This is a genomic window from Roseburia zhanii (genome assembly GCF_014287635.1).
In the GTDB taxonomy this organism is placed as follows: domain Bacteria; phylum Bacillota; class Clostridia; order Lachnospirales; family Lachnospiraceae; genus Roseburia_B; species Roseburia_B zhanii.
Genome location: NZ_JACOPH010000002.1, coordinates 83,725 through 104,839, shown reverse-complemented (window position 1 = coordinate 104,839; position 21,115 = coordinate 83,725). Strand labels below are relative to the sequence as shown.

The following is a 21,115-nucleotide window of genomic DNA, read 5'->3' as shown; positions in this document are numbered from 1 at the left end:
CTATGAAACAGAATCTAAATGACGCTCAGATGCAGGCAGTCCTGCATCGTGAGGGTCCCATGTTAGTGCTTGCCGGGCCGGGGTCCGGCAAGACGACTGTAATTACCCGAAGAATCGAAAATCTAATAAAAAATAAGATCGCATCACCCTCAGAAATTTTAGTGATCACATTTACAAAGGCTGCAGCAGGAGAGATGAAGGAGCGTTTTTTGAGATTGATGCCGCAGGAAGGCAGGCGTGTGACGTTTGGAACATTCCATGCCGTCTTTTTTATGATCTTAAAATATGCTTATCATTTTGAAGCATCAAGTATTTTAAGAGAAGAAGAAAAAGTGCAGCTTATGCGGGAAATGATCACTTCCATGCATTTAGATTATGATGATGAAACGGAATTTATCCAAGGGATATTATCAGAGATCAGTATGGTCAAAAACGGACGGATCGCATTAGAACATTATTATCCGGTGAACTGTGGGAAAGATGTATTTTACAGGATTTATAAGGAATACCAGCAGTTTTTAAAGCGGCACCGGAAGATTGATTTTGATGATATGCTTGTCTATACTTATGAGCTGTTTGCAGAGCGTAAAGATATCCTTTTGGCATGGCAGAAAAAATACCGTTATATTTTGATCGATGAGTTTCAGGATGTGAACCAGATCCAGTACGAGATCGTGCGGATGCTTACAGAACGGGAAAGAAATCTGTTCGTGGTAGGTGATGATGACCAGTCTATCTACCGGTTTCGGGGAGCAAAGCCGGAGATCATGCTGCATATGCCAAAGGCATATCCCGACTTAAAGATCATCAATCTGCCATATAATTACCGCTGTCCGAAAGACGTTGTAGCTATGGCAGATAAGATCATCAGCCATAACAGAGAACGGTTTCAAAAAGAGATATGGGCAGCAAAAGAGCAGAATACAGGGATCACATTTGAGATATTTCCAACCGGCAGGGAAGCAAATGAGAAGGTCATTGAACGTATCCGGCAGGGAGAGATACCGTATGAACAGACAGCTATTTTATTCCGGACAAACGTACAGGCAAGAATGTTGATGGAACAGCTTTTAGCATATAATATCCCGTTTAAGATGCGGGACAGGGTGCCGAATATCTATGAGCACTGGATCGCAAAGGATATTTTTGCATATATCAGGCTCGCACAAGGAAGCAGACAGCGCAGGGATTTTTTGATGATCATGAACCGTCCGAAAAGATATCTTTCAAGAGAAAGTTTAGATACTGAAATGGTACGGTTTGATGCATGGCAGGCTTTTTACTCGGAACAGCCATGGGTAGGGGAACGCATTGAAAAACTGCGGGCAGATCTTTATGCGATCAGTAAGATGCGTCCGTTTGCAGCGGTCAATTATATCCGCAAGGCAGTCGGATATGATGAATTTATCAGAGAATATGCGAAATTCCGTAAGATCGAAGAAGATGGTCTGTATGATATATTAGAGGAATTGCAGGAAAGTACGAAAGGCTATGTTTCCTATGAAGAATGGTTTTTACACATTGAACAGTACAAAGAAGAATTAGAACGATTACAGAAACAACAGCAGATCACAAAAGAAGCCGTAACCTTAGCAACTTTTCACAGTGCGAAGGGATTGGAATTTGAAGCTGTTCATATCATTGATGTCAATGAAGGGTGTACACCTTATAAAAAAGCCGTTCTGCCTCCTGAAATGGAAGAAGAACGGCGGATGTTCTATGTAGCCCTGACGCGGACAAAAAATGAACTGCATCTGTATGCTTCTGAAAAGATCAATAATCACGAAACGGAGATATCCAGATTTATCATAGAAGCAAGAGAGCGTCAATCCTCGTCAAATTGAACTTCGTCTAATAATTCGTCGAAACGTTCTTCAACAGCTTCATATTCTTCATCGTCCTGAATATTCTCTAAGGAAGGATTGCCGTCTTCGTCTTCAAAATAACGGTAGATGTATACGGTGCCTTCTTCATTTTCTTCTCCGTCCTCATCGAGAGGAAGTAATACGATATAGTCCTGGTCATTGACATCAAAAATAGTTACGATTTCACAGTCTACCTGTGTGCCATCGTCCATATCGAGCGTTACACAGATATCTTCATCATCGGATAGATTGGTATTGTTCTGATTGTCCATAAAGGATCTCCTTTCAATTTTTACTGCATTTTCTGATCAGAATTCTTATCCTGCCCGCAGGGCGGTTTCTGACCTTCTGACTCTTGTATCATATAATAGTTTCTATCAGAAAGTCAATAAGTGCGGAAAAAAGATATACAAAAGAATCAAAAGAATGTTATAATAGGAAGGTATACTTGCTTAGTTTAGGATGAAAAGGTGGTTAAACCATGGAATTTAACTTGAAAAAAGGTGATTTTTCCCGCTTAGGAGTTACAAAAGGAAAAACATGGATCAATTTCTGCTTTGAAAGCAGAAGGCGGTCAGATTGTAAGATCATATTGTATCACAGGGCGGATGGAAATAAAAAGGCAGAGATCGATGTGCCGGAAGAATTTTCAAAAGGGAATCTACGGGCAGTCCGTATCGAAGGTACAGAAGCCGTACTTTGTGATTACAATTTTAGTATAAATGGGAACATTTGTTTAGATCCATATGCCAGACAGATCACAGGCAGGGAAAGCTGGGCAGATAAGAACCGTATACAGGATCAGAAAGTACTCCGGTGCCGTTATGAGGAGAGAAATTTTTCATGGCGTGGGGACTGTGAAGTAGAAATTCCAAGAAAAGACATGGTTTTATATAAGCTGCATGTCAGGGGATTTTCAAAAGCGCTCCCAAAGGAAACTGACGACAGGGGGACATTCCGTGGACTTACAAAAAAACTGTCCTACCTGAAATCGTTAGGAATTACTTCGATAGAACTGATGCCGGTTTATGAATTTGAGGAACTGATCGTTTCTAAAGAGAAGGAACTGCCGGAATATACAAGATGGGTAGAGAAGAAGAAAGATAAGATCAAAAAGCCAAAGCAGAAGGATTCTTATAAGATCAACTACTGGGGTTATGGAGAGGGCTGTTATTTTGCTCCGAAAGCATCTTATGCAGCTTCTGATACACCGGATATTGAGTTAAAAGACTGTATTTTACAGATGCATAAAAAAAATATAGAATGTATCTTAGAGATGGATTTTCCGGATGATGTGCCGGCAGAGAGGATCATTGATGTATTAAGATACTGGGTAAGTGAATATCATGTCGATGGATTTCATTTACAGGGAAACCGTATTCCGATGGAGATCATAGCATCTGATCCGTATTTGGGCAGGACAAAGTTCTTTTACCGTTATGTTTCTGGCGAGATGTTAGAAAAAGAAGATGAAACTTATCCAAGACTGTTTGTCGACACCGATGAATTTTTATATCCGGCACGTAAATTGTTAAGTGGTATAGATGGAAATGTCTGGGAGCTTGCGGACCAGATCAAAAAGCAGAATACAAAGTATGGTTATATCAATTATATTTCCGACAATAATGGTTTTACACTTGCCGATCTGTTTACTTATGAGAATAAATATAACGAAGCAAACGGAGAGGAGAATACAGACGGTCCGGAATGGAATTTCAGTACGAACTGCGGAGTAGAGGGAGATACCACAAGCAGGAATGTACAAAAGATCCGTGACCGCCATATGAAAAATGCAATCGCAGTACTTTTTCTTGCACAGGGCGTGCCGATGTTGATGTCCGGTGATGAGGACTATAATTCCCAGCAGGGTAATAATAATGCCTATTGTCAGGACAATGAGATTGGCTGGAAAGATTGGAAAAAAAGCAAGCCGGCAAGGGATTTCTTACAATATGTCAGGAAGATGATCACATTTCGAAAAGAACATGAGATCTTACGCATGGAACAGCCTATGCAGCTTGCAGATACCTTAGGCTGTGGATATCCCGATGTATCTTACCATGAGGAAAATGCATGGATCTCACAGAACCATATGAACAGACGGGCATTGGGGATTCTTTACTGTGGGCAGTATGCGAAGGAAAAGGAAGATGTTTATATAGGATTTAATTTTTCCAATTTTCCTAAGAATCTGGCATTGCCGAAGCAGAAAGGCAAACGAAACTGGTATCTTTCCATGGATACAGCTGACAAGAGCGGATTTCTTCCTGTTTGTGAAAAACTGACAGATCCATGGTATACGATGGATGCCCAGAGCGTGTGTATCATTATAGGAAAAGCGTAACTATTCAGAACCGCTTAGAATCGTGCGGTTTCACGAATGTATGAGTAGGGTTTTGGATAACTACAAAAAAGCGCAAGTCATATCAGTTAGTATGTAATATAGAAAGCAGGATAGAACATGAAAGCGTGGCAGCATTTAAGAACAATTTTACATCATAAGAATCTGGTGCGGAAAGGGTGTTTTAAAGTAGGATTATATAAACAGGGCATTATGCATGACTGGTCAAAATATACACCGACTGAGTTTTTAGTTGGCTGCAGATATTATCAGGGAACGGCAAGCCCGAATAATGCAGAGAGGGCGGATAAGGGATATTCTTCGGCATGGCTGCATCATAAAGGAAGAAATAAACACCATTTAGAATACTGGATCGATTATGCAGCAGATACAGGATATATGACCGGAATGCGTATGCCGACAAAATATGTTGTTGAAATGTTTATTGACCGGATCTCTGCTTCTAAAAATTATCAGCATGAGAACTATACGGACAGAAGTCCGTTAGAATATTATGAAAAAGGAAAAGGACATTATATCATGCATGAGGAAACAAGGGCTTTACTAGAGCAGCTTTTGCAGATGCTTGCAGATGAGGGTGAGGAGAAGGTATTTGATTACATCCGCACAGATATATTGAAAAATAAGAGAAAGAAGGATTAAAAAATGTTAAATGACAAGAAAATACTCTACAGTGGAATGCAGGCAACCGGAACACTGACACTGGGAAATTATCTGGGTGCTTTAAAAAACTGGGTGGATCTGAATGAAGAATATGAATGTCTGTATGGCGTTATGGATTTACATTCTCTGACAGTCAGACAGGTGCCGGCAGATTTCCGTAAAAATGCAAGATCTTTATATGCATTATACGTAGCGGCAGGATTAGATCCTGAGAAAAACTGTATCTATTACCAGTCCCATGTATCAGGACATGCAGAATTAAGCTGGATCTTAAGCTGTTTTACCTATATGGGCGAGTTAAACCGTATGACACAGTTTAAAGATAAAGCAGCAAAACATGCAGATAATATCAATGCAGGACTCTACACATATCCGGTACTGATGGCAGCAGATATTTTATTATATCAGTCAGACCTTGTTCCGGTAGGCGTAGACCAGAAACAGCATTTAGAGATCACAAGAGATATCGCACAGAGATTCAATGCAATCTATGGTGATGTATTTACGATTCCGGAAGCTTATATTCCAAAAGCAGGAGCAAAGATCATGAGCCTTCAGGAACCGGAAAAGAAAATGTCGAAATCTGACGAAAATGCAAATGCAACAATCCGTCTGTTAGATGATCGTGACAGCATCATCCGTAAGTTCAAACGTGCAGTCACAGATTCTGACAGTGTGGTACGTTATGGAGAAGATAAGCCTGGAATCAGTAACCTGATGGATATCTATAGCTGCGTGACAGGCAGATCTTATAAGGAGATCGAAAAAGAATTTGACGGTAAGGGCTATGGTGATTTCAAACTGGCAGTAGGTGAAGCAGTTGCAGATGAATTAGCACCATTACAGAAACGTTATGAAGAACTGATGGCAGAAAAGACTTACTTAGATTCCATGATCAAGGCAAATGATGAAAAGGCACAGTACTATGCAACAAAGACGCTGCGAAAAGTGCAGAAAAAAGTCGGCTTGACAGAACGTATCCGCTAAAGAATGATAAAATCATCCGGCACAGGTGCAGTAAAAGACATCTGTTTTTCCGTGACCGGGTGCACAAAAGACAGACGGTAAGCATGTAATGCCTGCCGCATCATTCGGTGGTCGTTAGGATTGTAGAGAAAATCACCAATCAAAGGGTGGTTGATATATTTCATATGAACACGGATCTGGTGGGTTCTTCCTGTTTCTAATAAAAAAGAAACAAGGGAGAGCCCATTTTCATATTTCAGACGTTTAAAATGTGTGACTGCAGATTCGCCATGTTCAAAATCCACCTGCCGTTCCATCAGAGAATCGGCTGTACGTGCGATCGGGGCACAGATCGTGCCACAGTCATCAACATAACCGTCAGCGATTCCTAAATATTCCCGATGGATCTCACGGTTTTTCATTGCACTGCCTAAACGTGCAGAAGCAAGCTGGTGTTTTGCAATGACCGTAAGACCACTGGTATCACGGTCAAGCCGGTTGATACACCGGAAAGTCATCGGGGTATGCCTGGCTTTGTTATAGGCAGCAAGGGCATTTGCAAGTGTATTTTCATAGTGGTTGATCGAAGGGTGGACAGCCATGCCGGCAGCCTTGTTGATCACATAGATATCTTCATCTTCATAGAGAATATCCAGGGGGGCTGCAACAGGAACGATCGAAGTGTCAATATCGTTTTCAATCAATGTGACCGTCAATGTGTCATTTTCATGCAGGATTGCAGTTACATAACGGAAAATGCCATTTAACAGGATACCATCAGGTGTCTTTTTTAAATTTTTAATGATATTATTTGAATATCCGTTTGCTTTTAGAAAAGTAAGGATTGAACTTCCTTCGGCCGATGTGGGGATAAAATAAGTAAAAATACGTTCCAAGGCGTACTCCTTTCAAAATTATCTGCTAGGTGAAGATATTTCTTTATATGACATACGAATTGTTTGTTGCTTCGCAACTCCCACGATTCTACATACATTCGGAATCCGCTGATTTTCCAAAGGAAAATCGCTGCTTCCTCATGTATGAGCGGGTCAACAAGTCAGAATTCTTATCCTGCAAGCAGGATAAGAGTTCTGATTTCTTGACCCTTGTGTATCATTATATAATAAAAAATAGGATATGCAAATAAAAGATGGAAAGGCACGAACAACTTGCCCGATTCATAGGATATATCAAGTAAGTTTTTGAGGTGTCAGCTTGAAAACTTTTTTATCCCCTCTGAATGCAAAAGAGGAGCAGGAATATCTAAGCCGCTTGAAAGAGGGCGACCGGGAGGCAAAACAGGTTCTGATTGAGAGAAATATGCGTTTAGTAGCCCATGTTACAAAGAAATACCAGAATTCCGGTGAAGATATGGAAGATCTGATCTCGATTGGTACAATTGGTCTGATCAAGGCAGTTTCTACATTTCAGGACGATCACGGGAGCAAATTGGCAACGTATGCGGCAAGGTGCATTGAAAATGAATTACTGATGTATTTTCGTGCCAAAAAGAAAAGTTCGAGGGAAGTGTCTTTGTATGAACCGATCGGTACGGACAAAGAAGGAAACCAGATACAGCTTATGGATATTGTAGAAGCGGAAGAAAAAGATGTGGTAGAGCAGTTAGAACTGAAACAGAAGATTGTAAGGCTCTATGAACTGATACCGAACGTGCTTGATGAAAGGGAGCAGGAAATCTTAAAACAGCGATATGGTTTAAGAGACCAGAAACCAGTGACACAGCGTGAGATCGCAAAGAAGATGCAGATTTCACGATCCTATGTATCAAGAATCGAAAAAAAAGCATTAGAGAAATTAAAAAATAATTTTTAGAGTATTTGAAAAAGATGGGATCTGTGTTACAATGATTCCATCTTTTTATCTGAACAAAATAAAATATCTTATGCTCCGGCAGATCGCCACAGAATCCTAACAGAAATTTTCATAGGGAGCGATAAAATTGTATAGTATAGTAACAACAGCCATTGTATATGGCTTAGAAAGCAGGTGTATACGGGTAGAAGCGGATGTCAGCAACGGACTGCCTGTATTTGAAATGGTCGGATTTTTATCCTCAGAAGTAAAAGAAGCCAAAGAGCGGGTGCGCACAGCTTTGCATAACTGCGGATATACACTTCCGGCAAAGCGTATCACGATCAATCTGTTTCCGGCAAATGTAAAAAAATCCGGTACAGGATTTGACCTTCCGATCGCAGTTGCTATCTTAGCTGCATTAGGAGAAATTGAAAAAAATGCCTTAGAAGAAACTCTGATCGCAGGAGAGATCAGTTTAAGTGGACAAGTACAGCCGGTACAGGGTGTACTGCCAATCGTGGCAATGGCAAAAGAACAGGGGATCAAGCGGTGTATCCTGCCATATGTGAACCTGACAGAAGCCAAACTGATCGACGGCGTTACAATCTGGGGCGTGAAGAATCTTTTGGAACTGACAGCATATTTAAAGGGAAAAACATATATAGAAAAAGAGCCTATTTATATAGAAGAAACAGAACAGAATAGTAAAAAAGAAGATTTTTCAGATATCAACGGACAGGAAACGGTAAAGAGAGCCTGTGAAGTTGCCGTTGCCGGAAGACACAATTTCCTGATGATCGGTCCACCCGGAAGTGGAAAGACAATGATTGCACAACGGATACCGGGAATCCTGCCACCCATGACAAAAGAAGAACAGTTAGAAATCTCAAAAATTTATAGCATCTGTGGCATGCTGCCACAGACCGGCACATTGCTGCAGAAACGTCCGTTCAGGAGTCCGCATCATACCATCAGTATAAATGGACTTGCAGGTGGAGGAATGATACCTAAGCCCGGAGAAATCAGTTTAGCACATAAAGGAGTCCTTTTTTTAGATGAATTGCCGGAATATAAAAAATCCACCTTAGAAGTCATGCGTCAGCCAATGGAAGACCGCGAGATCGTACTGGTGCGTCAGGCAGGGGCTTACCGATATCCGGCAGATTTCATGTTGGTAGCAGCGATGAATCCCTGTAACTGCGGATACTATCCCGACAGGAACAAGTGCAATTGCAGGGAAGCAGATATCCGTCGTTATTTAGGCAGGATCAGTAAACCATTATTAGACAGGATCGATATCTGCATCGAATCCCCATTGATCTGTTATGATGACCTGACTAAAAGAAAAGAAAAAAACGAACCCTCTGCACAGATCAGGGAGCGGGTGATGGCAGCTGTAAGCCGGCAGCAGGAACGTTTCAGGGGAACAGGAATCTTATATAATAGTGAAATTCCATCGAAAGATATGGAAACATATTGTCATTTAGGAGAAAAACAGAAAAAATACATGAAAGAGATGTACCAGAAGTTAGAACTTTCTGTCAGAGGATATTATAAGATCCTAAAGGTGGCAAGGACGATTGCTGATCTGGATGGAACAGAAGAAATCGAGATCAGGCATTTGAATGAAGCCGTATGTTACCGTATTTTAGATAAAAAATATTGGGAGTAGATAAGATGAAGGAAAATAGAAAATACCGGTACTGGCTGTGCTGTATCAGGGGAATTGGGAATAAAACGAAGCGGATGTTAGTAAACTATTGTGGCAGTGCAAAAGAGATCTATGATCTAAAGAGAGAACAGCTTTTAAACATTAAAGGAATCAAGGAAAAAGAAGCAGATCTCATTATTGAGGGGAAATGCTCATGGGATTTAGAAAAAGAAGCAGATCATCTGTCTGCTCTTGGCATTTCGATGGTCACAATCGAAGATGAAATATTTCCGTCACGGCTGTTGGAACTGCCGGACTGCCCATATGGGTTATTTTACATTGGAAAATTGCCGGAAACTGAAGAACGTTTAGCTGCTGTTGTAGGTGCAAGACGATGTTCTTCTTATGGAAAAAATGTGGCTGAACAGTTAGGCAGGCGTTTTGCATCAGCAGGCATCGGTGTCGTAAGCGGAATGGCAGCAGGCATCGATTCGTTCGGACACTGGGGCGCAATACATGGAAATGGAAAAACCTATGCCATTCTAGGCTGTGGCATTGACATCTGTTATCCACAGGGAGCAAAAGAACTGTATCATAAAATCGCAGAACAGGGTGCAGTCATTTCTGAATATCCGCCGGGGAGAGAACCGGTGGCGTGGCAGTTCCCGGCACGAAACCGTCTGATCAGTGCCTTTTGCGATATCATCATCGTGGTAGAAGCGAAAAAACGCAGTGGTTCTTTGATCACAGCAGATTTTGCTTTAGAACAGGGAAAAGAAATTTATGCAGTTCCGGGGCGGTTAGATGATGCATTAAGTTATGGCTGCAACCGCCTGATTGCACAGGGGGCAGGTATCGTAACATCGATCGATGATCTGTTTTTAGAACTGGGTATTACAGATTGCCTGGACGGCAGGCAGAGTGAAAAAAGAAAAAATTTACTTGAAAAAGAAGAATTGTTGGTGTATAGTTGTTTCGATTTACATACAAAAAATATTGAAGAATTAGTTCAGATGACTGATCTTCCGGCAGCAAAGGTTGCAGATATCCTGATGCGGCTGTGTTCTGCCGGATGGATTGAGGAATCTTTTAAAAATTATTACAGCAAAAAATGAAACAAGTATGAAGGAGTTTTTATTATGGCAAAGTACCTGGTAATCGTGGAATCACCTGCAAAAGTTAAGACAATTAAGAAATTTTTAGGGAAGAATTATGAAGTGACAGCCTCGAATGGGCATGTACGGGATTTGCCAAAAAGCCAGCTGGGAATCGATGTAGAACATGGATACGAACCAAAATATATTACGATCAGAGGAAAAGGAGATATTCTTGCAAAACTCAGAAAAGAAGTAAAAAAAGCAGATAAAGTCTATCTCGCAACTGACCCCGACCGTGAAGGAGAGGCTATTTCATGGCATTTAGCACAGGCATTGAAATTAGATGATGATAAAGCGTGCCGTATCAGCTTTAATGAGATCACAAAGAATGCGGTCAAAGCATCTTTAAAGCACCCAAGGGAAATCGATCTTAATTTAGTAGATGCCCAGCAGGCAAGACGTATGTTAGATAGGGCAGTAGGTTATGAGATCAGCCCGTTACTCTGGGCAAAAGTAAAACGTGGACTGAGTGCAGGAAGGGTACAGTCCGTTGCGTTACGCATCATCTGTGACAGAGAAGATGAGATCAATGCATTTATTCCGTCAGAATACTGGTCATTAGATGCAAAATTAAAGGTCGATGGAGAAAAACGTCCGCTCATTGCAAGGTTTTATGGTAATTCTTCCGGAAAATTAAATATTTCAAATAAACAGGAATTAGATGCGATCAAAAAAGAGATTGAAAAAGCTGATTATCAGGTGCTTGAAGTAAAAAAAGGAGAGCGTGTCAAAAAAGCGCCACTTCCATTTACAACAAGTACATTGCAGCAGGAAGCATCAAAAACACTCAATTTTTCCATTCAGAAAACGATGCGTATTGCACAACAGTTGTACGAAGGTGTGGATATCAAAGGACAGGGAACGGTCGGTCTGATCACTTATTTAAGAACAGACTCGACTCGTATATCAGAAGAAGCAGATGTGGCAGCAAGAGAATACATTTCAGAACATTATGGCGAAAATTATACAGCTGCAAATGCTGAAAAAAAGAAAAATACAGGAAAAATCCAGGATGCGCACGAAGCTATCCGTCCTTCAGATATTGCAAGAACGCCTGTTATGGTCAAAGAATCTTTGTCGAGAGATCAGTTCCGTCTGTACCAGTTGATCTGGAAACGTTTTACGGCAAGCCGGATGAGCAATGCAGTATACGAAACCACTTCCGTTACGATCGGAGCAGGAGATTACCGTTTCCATGTATCGGCATCGAAATTAATATTTGATGGATTCATGTCAGTTTATACTAGTGACGAAGATGAAAAAGCAGAAAATAATGTTCTGTTGAAGTCCATCGATCAGACAACTACTTTGAAATTGCAGGAATTTGAAGAAAAACAGCATTTTACACAGCCACCAGCACATTATACAGAAGCATCGTTAGTAAAGACATTAGAAGAACTTGGTATTGGACGCCCGAGTACTTATTCTCCGACGATCACAACGATACTTGCGAGAAGGTATGTTGTAAAAGAAGACAGAAATCTGTATGTGACAGAACTTGGTGAAGTGGTCAATGCGATTATGAAAGAATCTTTTCCTTCTATTGTAGATGAACACTTTACGGCAAATATGGAATCGCTATTAGACAAGGTGGAAGAGGGAACTGTAAATTGGAAAACTGTTGTAAGTAACTTTTACCCTGATCTAAAAGAAGCTGTAGAGAAGGCAGAAAAAGACTTAGAAAAAGTAAAAATCGAAGACGAAGTCACAGATGTTGTCTGTGAGGAGTGCGGACGCAATATGGTAGTCAAATACGGACCGCATGGAAAGTTCTTAGCGTGTCCGGGATTCCCGGACTGCCGCAATACGAAGCCATATCTGGAAAAAACGGGGATCAAATGTCCGTTATGTGGCAAGGAAGTTGTCATTAAGAAAACGAAAAAGGGCAGAAAATATTACGGCTGTGAGAATAATCCGGAATGTGAATTTATGTCATGGCAGAAACCATCTGCAAAGCCATGTCCAAAATGTGGCGGCTATATGGTAGAAAAAGGAAATAAATTAGCCTGTGCAAATGAACAGTGCGGTTATAGTGAGAGTAAAAAGTAGAATATGACTGAACTTTTTGAATATTCTTGAAATTATGCAATAAATATGCTAAAATAACACATAGTTATAAAAAATTAACATAAAGTTCGGAATATTTAAGGAGGTATCCTATGAGCGTACAGTTGTTGGATAAGACGAGAAAAATTAATAAACTCCTGCATAATAACAATTCTTCAAAGGTTGTATTTAATGACATCTGTGATGTGCTGACGGAGATTTTACAATCCAACATCCTTGTGATCAGTAAGAAAGGCAAAGTGCTAGGAAGCAGTGTCAGTAAAGGGATTGATGAGATTCAGGAGCTGATCGTTGACGAAGTTGGTGGATTTATCGATCCGCTGCTCAATGAACGTCTGTTAGGAATCCTTTCTACAAAAGAGAATGTAAACTTAGAAACACTTGGTTTTGTAGCTGATGTCAAGAAATACTGTGCAATCATTACACCGATCGATATTGCTGGAGAGCGTTTAGGAACTTTATTCGTATACCGCTGTGAGAGACAGTATGATATTGATGATATTATCCTAAGTGAATATGGTACAACCGTTGTCGGTCTTGAGATGATGCGTTCGGTCAATGAAGAGAATGCAGAGGAAAGCCGTAAGATACAGATCGTAAAATCAGCGATCAATACACTTTCATTTTCAGAATTAGAAGCGATCACGCATATCTTTGAGGAATTAGATGGCAATGAGGGCATTTTAGTTGCCAGCAAGATTGCTGACAGAGTAGGGATTACACGTTCTGTTATCGTAAATGCTCTGCGGAAGTTTGAAAGTGCAGGTGTGATCGAATCCCGTTCTTCAGGTATGAAAGGAACATATATTAAAGTGCTCAACGATGTTGTATTTGATGAACTCCAGAAGATCAAAAAGCAGAATGAACATTAAAAGATCAGATGACAAAATAAGAAAAAGTGCTAAATGGGACTGCAAAATTTGTTTGCAGCCCCATTTTTTTATGCATATATAGTACATAAAATGATAAAAAAATACAATATCATGTAAAAAATGATAAAAAACACTTGTGTTTTTCCTAATATAATTTATAATAAAATAAGGTTAAAGTATGAAAAAGTATGTCGGAAAGGAGATGCCGTATGTTTTCATCGAATATATATAGTTATGTGGATGTATTAAATAAAGCCGCAAATGCAAGCTGGTTAAGGGGACAGACGATCAGCAATAACATTTCAAATGCAGATACACCTGGGTATAAAAGAAAAGATGTGGATTTTGAAAGTGTCTTACGAGAAGAACTTGGGAATATGAAATATATTACATTAGACAGCAAAGTAGAACATGCTGATCTAAACCACTTAGATGTATCAACTTATGTAGATTCTGCAAATTATTCTTACCGTATTGACAAGAATAATGTAGATATAGATACTGAAAATGTCGAATTGGCGTCAGAAAAGATCAGATATGAGGCGTTGACAGACAGCATGACGCAGGAATTTTCAAGGATAAAAGCAGCAATAGGCTGATCTGGGATAAAGTGAGGAGGAATTATCATGGCATTATTTCAGGCATTTGATATCAGTGCATCCGGCATGACAGCACAACGGTTCCGGACTGATATTATTGCAGAAAATGTGGCAAATGTGAACACAACAAGAACAGAAGATGGTACTCCGTACCGTAGAAAGATCGTAACTTTTGCAGAAAAGGATTTAAATTCTTTTGGCAATGTGTTAGCAAATACTTCAAGACGGATTTATGGGGGTGATGGAGTCAAAGTAACAAAAGTAGCTGAAGATGATACGACCGATTTTACAATGAAATATGATCCGTCACATCCTGATGCAGATGCAGACGGATATGTTTCCTATCCGAATGTCAATATTGTAACAGAAATGACAAACCTGATCGATGCGAGCAGGGGTTATGAATCCAATGTGACTGCATTTAATGCGACAAAGGCAATGGCAGAAGCAGGTTTACAGGTGGGAAAATAATAATGAAAATGACGGCGTGGCAGTTATGGTGAAGCCATGTAGTTACAGTCAGTGCTAAAAACGGGAGGAGAAGACAATGGATATATCTTCATTGACAAATATATCATCTGATTATATCACGCAGGCATATAACCAGAGTAAGGCAGCATCCGCACAGGAGGAGAACAGTGACAGTTTCGGTTCTGTATTCGATACTGCAGTGAAAATGCTAAATGAAACAAATGATTATCAGAATGATGCAGAAGCAGCAGAGGTTCGCTTTATGCTTGGTGAAGCAACGAATACTCATGAATTGGCAGCGATACAGAAAAAAGCAAATCTTGCTTTGGATTATACGATTGCAGTCCGTGATAAGGTGTTAGAAGCTTATCGTGAAATTATGAATATGACAATTTAGTGGGTAGGGGAACGTTATGCCGGAAAATGTGCAGAATATATTAAATAAAATAAAAGACTGGTGGAAGAAATTTTCTACCAAACAAAAGACGCTTCTGATCAGCATAACAGCAGTTGTTATCGTTGCACTCGCAATTTTAGCTGCTGTCATGAGCCGCCCAAAGATGGTTCAACTGATCACATGTGAGAATGCAACACAGGCATCTGAAGTGAAAAAATTATTAGAAGGCGAGAACATCGCAACGGAAATTTCACAGGATGGACTGACATTCTCGGTTAATAGTAAAGATGAAGCAAATGCTTCGATCCTGTTAGGATCTAATGAGATACCGACAGACAGTTATGGTATTGATAATGTATTTGACGGAAATTTCAGTACAACAGAGTCGGACAAGAATAAAAAATATCAGTTATATTTAGAGAAAAAGTTTGAAAAAGACCTTGCCAGCATTGCTAATATCGAAAATGCAACAGTTTCATTGTCTATACCGGAAGAAGATGGTACGATCATTACGATGAATCAGGAAACTTATGCAAGCGTTATTTTGCAACTCAGCAGTGAAATGGATGAAGAACAGGCTGCCGGAATTGCAAAATATATTGCGACAGAGGTTGGCAATGATTCGACAGATAATATTTTGCTGCTTGATGGCGATGGGAATGTTTTGTTTTCAGGTGGAGATACATCAACTGCGATCGGTAGTGCTAATTCCCAGCTGTCAATTAAGAGCAAAGCTGAGAATATGGTAAAAAGTGAAGTGAAAGGCGTTGTATTAGGAACAGATGTCTATGATAATGTGGAAGTGGGCATCAACCTTGCGATGGATTTTGATACAGAGGAATATACCAACCACCATTATTATGTGGATGAAGGACAGGAACAGGGATATTTAGACAGCAAGAGTACTTATGAATCAGAAGCTACCGGTGGTGAGGCTGGTGTTCCGGGTACAGACTCTAATGATAATGATACAACTTACGTGATGCCGGATTCAGAAGTTTCATCTTCTTCAGTAAATGAAGTGAAAGAAAAATATCTTCCAAGTGAGGAGATCACCAAAAAGAACAGTGATGGCAGCAAAGTGGATCTGGAAAATTCATCTATTTCTGTTGTTGCGACATCTTATGTTGTATATGATGAAAAAACTTTAAAGGCAGATGGCACATTAAAGAATATGACATTTGATGAATTTGTTGCACAAAACAGTGACAGGGTGAAGACAACTGTTGATGATGAGTTCTACGATATGGTAGCAAATGCAACAGGTATTTCCAGAGATAACATTACAATTGTTGCATATGATGTACCATTCTTTAAATATGCGTCAGCAAGCGGCAGAGATGTAGCAGATTATTTACAGATCATATTAGCAGTCCTGATATTTGCACTGCTTGGATTTGTTGTATTCAGGAGCATGAGAAAACAACCGGAAGAAGCAATTGAGCCGGAACTGTCTGTAGAGAATCTCTTAGAAACGACCAAAGAAGCTGCACAGGATGAACTAGAAGGAATCGGTTATGCAGAAAAATCTGAAACACGTATACTGATTGAACGGTTTGTAGACGAGAATCCGGAAGCGGCTGCATCATTACTTCGTAACTGGCTGAATGAGGAGTGGGATTAGAAATGAGCAGTAATAATGAAGAACTAACAGGGGTTCAGAAAGCGGCAGTACTTTTGATCGCATTAGGACCGGAAAAATCGGCAGAGATTTTTAAACATTTAAAAGAAGATGAAATAGAAGAACTGACACTTGAAATTGCAAATACCAGAAGTATTTCGCCACAAGTGAAGGAAGATGTTTTGAATGAATTTTATCAGGTGTGCCTGGCACAACAGTATATTGCAGAAGGCGGTATCAGCTATGCTAAAGAACTGTTAGATAAAGCACTGGGTGGAGAAAAAGCACAGGAAGTCATTTCAAAACTGACAGCATCCTTACAGGTCCGCCCATTTGAATTTGTTCGTAAGACAGATCCTAGCCAGGTACTGAATTTTATACAGGATGAACATCCACAGACAATTGCAATGATTTTATCTTATCTGACACCGACACAGGCAGCGATGATCATGAGTGCACTGACACCGGATGTTCAGGCAGATGTGGCAAAGAGAATCGCAACCATGGATCGTACATCACCGGATGTGATCAAAGAAGTGGAGCGTGTGTTAGAGAGAAAACTTTCTTCCCTTATCAATCAGGATTACACGATTGTTGGTGGAGTCGATGCGATTGTTGGTATTTTAAATACCGTAGACCGTTCTACAGAGAAACATATCATGGAATCTTTAGAGATCGAAGAACCGGAACTTGCAGACGAGATCCGCAAGAAGATGTTCGTATTCGAAGATATCATGCTGCTTGATGACCGTGCTATCCAGCGTGTACTTCGTGATGTTGATAACAATGATCTTTCTGTTGCACTGAAAGGTGCAAATGAAGAAGTTCAGAATACGATCTTTAAGAACTTGTCTAAGCGTTTGGCTGCTATGATCAAGGAGGATATGGAATTTATGGGTCCGGTCCGTATGAAGGATGTAGAAGAAGCACAGCAGAAGATTGTTGGAATTATCCGTAAGTTAGAAGACTCTGCAGAGATTGTAATCTCCAGAGGCGGAGGTGACGAGATCGTTGTCTAATTTGTACAAGCAGTATAATACAATAGAACCTGAAAAAAATGTCCGGATCATGGATTACAATGCGATGGTTGAACAGAAACTGTCAGAACTAGCAAGAAAGCAGAACCAGACAGAAGATGGTGCATCAGAAGATGGTTTTAAAGCTCTTGGATCGATCGCAGAAGAAGCAGTCAAAGAAACACCGCAGGAACTGTTAGAAAAAGCAACTGAAGAGTCCAAACGGATGGTCGATGATGCAAAAGAAAAGGCAGAACAGATCGTAGAAGACGCACAGGAAAAATCGCAGGAGATTTTAGAAGAAGCAAAGAAAAACGGCTATACAGATGGTTATGCACAGGGCGAAAGTCAGGCGAGAGAAGAATTAGAACAGGAATACGAACAGAAAAACCAGAAGTTAGAAGAACTAAAGTTACAGCTTCAGGCAGACTACAACAAAGAAATGCATGAATTAGAACCGAAACTGTTAGATGTGGTCGTTACAGTTGTAGAAAAGGTATTTCATGTGCAGTTTGATGATAAAAAAGATATTTTATTATATTTAGTTGAAAATACGATATCGAACATCGAAGGCTGTAAAGAGTTCCGTATCCGAGTAGGAGAAGAACAAAAGAATTTTATTGAAAATCATAAAACTGAGATATTAGATCATATCGGACATGATATGACATTAGAGATCGTAGGTGATTCTTCAATGGGAGAAAATGCCTGTGTGATCGAAACAGATACAGGTATCTTTGATTGCAGCTTAGGAGTACAATTGGAGAATTTGATAAAAGACTTAAGGTCATTGAGCCTGTAAGAGGGAATGGACCGGTCTTTAAAAAGCGGGGTAACTGACGTGGCATATAATTTAGACAAGTATTTACAATTAGCAGATCGTACATATTTTAACAGACTCGGAAAAGTAGTAAAGATTGTCGGACTGACGATTGAATCTGTTGGACCGGAAGCAAAGCTAAACGATTTATGCCGCATTATCATTGATAAAGATAAGGACGCTTTTGTAATGGCAGAGGTAGTCGGTATCAGGGATAACCGTTTGCTGCTGATGCCTTATGAAAGTGTGGAAGGTTTAGGCATTGGATGTACTGTGGAAAATACAGGGCATCCATTATCTGTTTTAGTAAGTGATGACTTGTTAGGACATATTGTAGATGGGATCGGAAGAGTTGCAGACAACTGTGACCTGTCTGCGGCAAAACCTTATCCGGTAGAAGCAGGAGCACCTGATCCGATGAAACGTAAGATCATCGATGAGGTGTTGCCGCTTGGCGTCAAAGCGGTCGATGGACTGATCACAGTTGGTAAGGGACAGAGAATCGGGATCTTTGCCGGTTCCGGCGTAGGAAAGAGTACCTTGATGGGAATGTTTGCGAGAAATACAAGAGCAGATATCAATGTCATTGCCCTGATCGGAGAGCGGGGCAGGGAAGTGCGGGAATTCGTGGAACGGGATCTTGGTGAAGAAGGAATGAAGCATTCAGTTGTTGTCGTGGCAACATCAGATAAACCGGCATTGATCCGTAATAAAGCAGCTAAAACAGCAACAGCGATCGCAGAATATTTCAGGGATCAGGGCAAAGATGTTCTTTTGATGATGGATTCACTGACGCGTTTTTCCATGGCGCAAAGAGAAATTGGTTTAGCCTCAGGCGAACCTCCGGTAACAAGAGGATATCCGCCAAGCGTATATTCCGAGATGCCAAAACTCTTAGAGCGTGCAGGTAATGCAAGCGAAGGTTCGATTACAGGACTGTACACCGTCTTAGTAGATGGTGATGATTTCAACGAACCGATTACAGATACAGCACGAAGTATTTTAGATGGACATATCATGCTCTCAAGAAAATTAGGGCATAAAAACCATTATCCGGCAATCGATATCTTACAGAGCATCTCCCGTGTTATGAGTTCGATTGCAACTAAAGAACATAAGAGTGCGGCAGGCAGGTTAAAAAATGTACTTGCTACCTATCAGGAAGCTGAAGATCTGATCAATATCGGAGCATACAAGAGAGGGTCGAATAAAGAAATCGACTATGCAATCTCAAAGATCGATGCAGTCAATGAGTTTTTGATGCAGGATACGATGGAAAAATTCGGCTTTGAAGAAGAAGAACAGATGCTAGAGGAACTATTTACAGAATAAGGTGTGTTAGATGGCAGGATTTCACTATAAATTACAGAGTGTATTAGATATCAAGCAGAAACTTGAGAGTCAGGAAAAGATAGCATTTTCACTTGCGGCAGGAAAACTTCAGGAAGAACAGGAAAAATTACAAAATTTAATGATCCAGAAAGCTTCTTATGACAGACAGGCGAGAAAATTAGTAGAAGGAAAGATTGATATACTAGAGATCAATACCTGCAGGCGTGCAGTAGAAACTATGAAAACAAGAATCCGTACACAGATGCTGGAAGTACATAAGGCAGAAAAACAGCTGGAAGAAGTCAGACTCCGGTTAAAAGAAGTGATGATCGAGAGAAAAACATATGAAAAACTGCGGGAAAAGAAATTCGAGGAATTTAAACAGCAACTTTTATATGAAGAAAATAAAGAAGTCGATGAATTAGTAAGTTATACTTATCATCGGGAAGAAAGATAACGGGTGGTGAATACAATGGCAGATGAAAACAATGCAATGATGGAAGGACAGGGTACAGAGAGCAAGGCAGATAAGAAAGCAGAAAAAAAAGCTGCTAAGCAGGAAAAGAAAGCACAAAAGGCAATGGCGCAGGAAGAAAAGCGCAGAAAGAAATTAGAACAGGCAGGTGCTACACCGGAAGAGATCCAAAGAGCCATGGAATATGGTACAGAATATGAAGAAGAAGGCGGCAGCCGTTTAGCAGTATTCTTTGTTACATTTATCATTATTGTGATCTGGCTTGCAATCCTTACATTACTGATCAAAATGGATGTCGGCGGCTTTGGTTCAACAGTTTTACAGCCATTGCTAAAAGATGTACCATATGTAAACCGTATACTGCCGGAAACAGACGGTGTAGAGACAGACAGCACAGAAAGTAAAGGCAGTACCGAATATCCATATGCAACGTTAGATGAGGCAGTAGCCAGGATCAAAGAGTTAGAAGTAGAATTACAGGATGAGAAAAATCAGGTATCACAAAAGGATGAGCGGAATGCTGAATTAGAAGATCTTGCATCACAGCTTGAACAGTATAAAGCAAACGAGGCAGCGTTCGAAGCAGAGAAGCAGAAATTCGATGAGGAGGTTGTTTTTTCTGATAAAGCACCCGATATAAATGAATATAAGACATTCTATGAAAGCATTGATCCGGCAAATGCCGAAGCTATTTATAAACAGGTGATCGAACAGCAGCAGGCAGATGAACAGTTAGATGCATATGTGAAGATGTATTCAGAAATGAAGCCGAAACAGGCGGCAGCTATTTTCGATACAATGAAGGATGATCTGAAATTAGTAGCAAAGATCTTAAAAGCGATGAAACCGGAATCTAGTGCGAGTATTCTCGGGGCAATGAATCAGGACACAGCAGCAAAGCTGACGAAGATCATGGAACCCTCTGAATCATAAATTTTAAAAAGTGAGGAGAAAGGAGGCGAAAAA

Annotated in this window: 20 protein-coding genes; 18 read left to right on the top strand and 2 right to left on the bottom strand. The window is 40.3% G+C overall.

The window, feature by feature from the left end; translation table 11 throughout:
* Nucleotides 1-2: 2 nt before the first annotated feature.
* On the top strand, nt 3-1,844 hold the full coding sequence (locus tag H8S17_RS03620) for an ATP-dependent helicase (RefSeq protein WP_186866271.1): 1,842 nt from the start codon (nt 3-5) through the stop codon (nt 1,842-1,844).
* Here H8S17_RS03620 and H8S17_RS03615 read toward each other — a convergent pair.
* On the bottom strand, nt 1,826-2,137 hold the full coding sequence (locus H8S17_RS03615) for a DUF1292 domain-containing protein (RefSeq protein WP_178050426.1): 312 nt from the start codon (nt 2,135-2,137) through the stop codon (nt 1,826-1,828). The two genes, H8S17_RS03620 and H8S17_RS03615, sit on opposite strands and share 19 nt — an antisense overlap.
* A 209-nt stretch (nt 2,138-2,346) precedes the next feature.
* On the opposite strand from H8S17_RS03615, the gene H8S17_RS03610 reads away from it, so the two are divergent.
* The 3 genes from H8S17_RS03610 to trpS all read left to right on the top strand — a co-directional run bounded on the left by H8S17_RS03610 (nt 2,347) and on the right by trpS (nt 5,877).
* Entirely contained in the window at nt 2,347-4,209 is a 1,863-nt protein-coding gene (locus H8S17_RS03610) for an alpha-amylase family glycosyl hydrolase (protein ID WP_186866270.1), read from the top strand.
* A 117-nt stretch (nt 4,210-4,326) separates the two neighbouring features.
* The gene (locus tag H8S17_RS03605) at nt 4,327-4,869 is read left to right on the top strand and encodes a DUF5662 family protein (protein WP_178050424.1); all 543 of its coding nucleotides are present in this window, start codon (nt 4,327-4,329) and stop codon (nt 4,867-4,869) included.
* A 3-nt stretch (nt 4,870-4,872) separates the two neighbouring features.
* Complete coding sequence (gene trpS / locus H8S17_RS03600) at nt 4,873-5,877, top strand: tryptophan--tRNA ligase (protein WP_178050423.1); 1,005 nt, start codon at nt 4,873-4,875, stop codon at nt 5,875-5,877.
* On the opposite strand, the gene H8S17_RS03595 is transcribed toward trpS, so the two are convergent.
* The gene (locus H8S17_RS03595; RefSeq protein WP_186866269.1) at nt 5,874-6,752 is read right to left on the bottom strand and encodes an RluA family pseudouridine synthase; all 879 of its coding nucleotides are present in this window, start codon (nt 6,750-6,752) and stop codon (nt 5,874-5,876) included. The genes trpS and H8S17_RS03595 overlap by 4 nt on opposite strands.
* Nucleotides 6,753-7,071: 319 nt before the next feature.
* Between H8S17_RS03595 and sigK the strand changes: the two genes are divergently transcribed.
* The 14 genes from sigK (at nt 7,072) to H8S17_RS03525 (ending at nt 21,082) form a co-directional block, all read left to right on the top strand.
* Complete coding sequence (gene sigK / locus H8S17_RS03590) at nt 7,072-7,689, top strand: RNA polymerase sporulation sigma factor SigK (protein ID WP_178052483.1); 618 nt, start codon at nt 7,072-7,074, stop codon at nt 7,687-7,689.
* Nucleotides 7,690-7,816: 127 nt separating this feature from the next.
* Nucleotides 7,817-9,343: a YifB family Mg chelatase-like AAA ATPase gene (locus H8S17_RS03585; RefSeq protein WP_186866268.1), complete on the top strand. Its 1,527-nt coding sequence runs from the start codon at nt 7,817-7,819 to the stop codon at nt 9,341-9,343.
* Between the two features lie 5 nt (nt 9,344-9,348).
* The gene (gene dprA, locus H8S17_RS03580) at nt 9,349-10,437 is read left to right on the top strand and encodes a DNA-processing protein DprA (RefSeq protein WP_186866267.1); all 1,089 of its coding nucleotides are present in this window, start codon (nt 9,349-9,351) and stop codon (nt 10,435-10,437) included.
* A 24-nt stretch (nt 10,438-10,461) separates the two neighbouring features.
* Nucleotides 10,462-12,528, top strand: a complete 2,067-nt coding sequence (gene topA / locus H8S17_RS03575) for a type I DNA topoisomerase (protein WP_186866266.1) — start codon at nt 10,462-10,464, stop codon at nt 12,526-12,528.
* A gap of 110 nt (nt 12,529-12,638) precedes the next feature.
* Nucleotides 12,639-13,418, top strand: coding sequence for a GTP-sensing pleiotropic transcriptional regulator CodY (codY, locus tag H8S17_RS03570; RefSeq protein WP_186866265.1), 780 nt, complete (start codon nt 12,639-12,641; stop codon nt 13,416-13,418).
* A gap of 209 nt (nt 13,419-13,627) precedes the next feature.
* Nucleotides 13,628-14,017, top strand: coding sequence for a flagellar basal body rod protein FlgB (gene flgB / locus H8S17_RS03565; RefSeq protein ID WP_186866264.1), 390 nt, complete (start codon nt 13,628-13,630; stop codon nt 14,015-14,017).
* A gap of 27 nt (nt 14,018-14,044) precedes the next feature.
* Nucleotides 14,045-14,488, top strand: a complete 444-nt coding sequence (flgC, locus tag H8S17_RS03560; protein ID WP_186866263.1) for a flagellar basal body rod protein FlgC — start codon at nt 14,045-14,047, stop codon at nt 14,486-14,488.
* 76 nt (nt 14,489-14,564) lie between these two features.
* Complete coding sequence (locus H8S17_RS03555) at nt 14,565-14,885, top strand: flagellar hook-basal body complex protein FliE (RefSeq protein WP_186866262.1); 321 nt, start codon at nt 14,565-14,567, stop codon at nt 14,883-14,885.
* A gap of 16 nt (nt 14,886-14,901) precedes the next feature.
* On the top strand, nt 14,902-16,509 hold the full coding sequence (gene fliF, locus H8S17_RS03550) for a flagellar basal-body MS-ring/collar protein FliF (protein WP_186866261.1): 1,608 nt from the start codon (nt 14,902-14,904) through the stop codon (nt 16,507-16,509).
* Nucleotides 16,510-16,511: 2 nt separating this feature from the next.
* Nucleotides 16,512-17,525, top strand: a complete 1,014-nt coding sequence (gene fliG, locus H8S17_RS03545; protein WP_186866260.1) for a flagellar motor switch protein FliG — start codon at nt 16,512-16,514, stop codon at nt 17,523-17,525.
* The gene (locus H8S17_RS03540; protein WP_243237961.1) at nt 17,518-18,324 is read left to right on the top strand and encodes a FliH/SctL family protein; all 807 of its coding nucleotides are present in this window, start codon (nt 17,518-17,520) and stop codon (nt 18,322-18,324) included. Before fliG ends, H8S17_RS03540 begins: the two co-directional genes overlap by 8 nt.
* Nucleotides 18,325-18,330: 6 nt before the next feature.
* A complete protein-coding gene (gene fliI, locus H8S17_RS03535; protein ID WP_186866259.1) occupies nt 18,331-19,674 on the top strand; it encodes a flagellar protein export ATPase FliI in 1,344 nt (447 codons plus the stop codon).
* Between the two features lie 10 nt (nt 19,675-19,684).
* Nucleotides 19,685-20,131 (top strand): flagellar export protein FliJ, encoded by a 447-nt coding sequence (gene fliJ, locus H8S17_RS03530; RefSeq protein WP_178051615.1) that lies wholly within the window; start codon nt 19,685-19,687, stop codon nt 20,129-20,131.
* A gap of 15 nt (nt 20,132-20,146) precedes the next feature.
* A complete protein-coding gene (locus H8S17_RS03525) occupies nt 20,147-21,082 on the top strand; it encodes a MotE family protein (RefSeq protein WP_243237960.1) in 936 nt (311 codons plus the stop codon).
* Nucleotides 21,083-21,115: the final 33 nt, after the last annotated feature.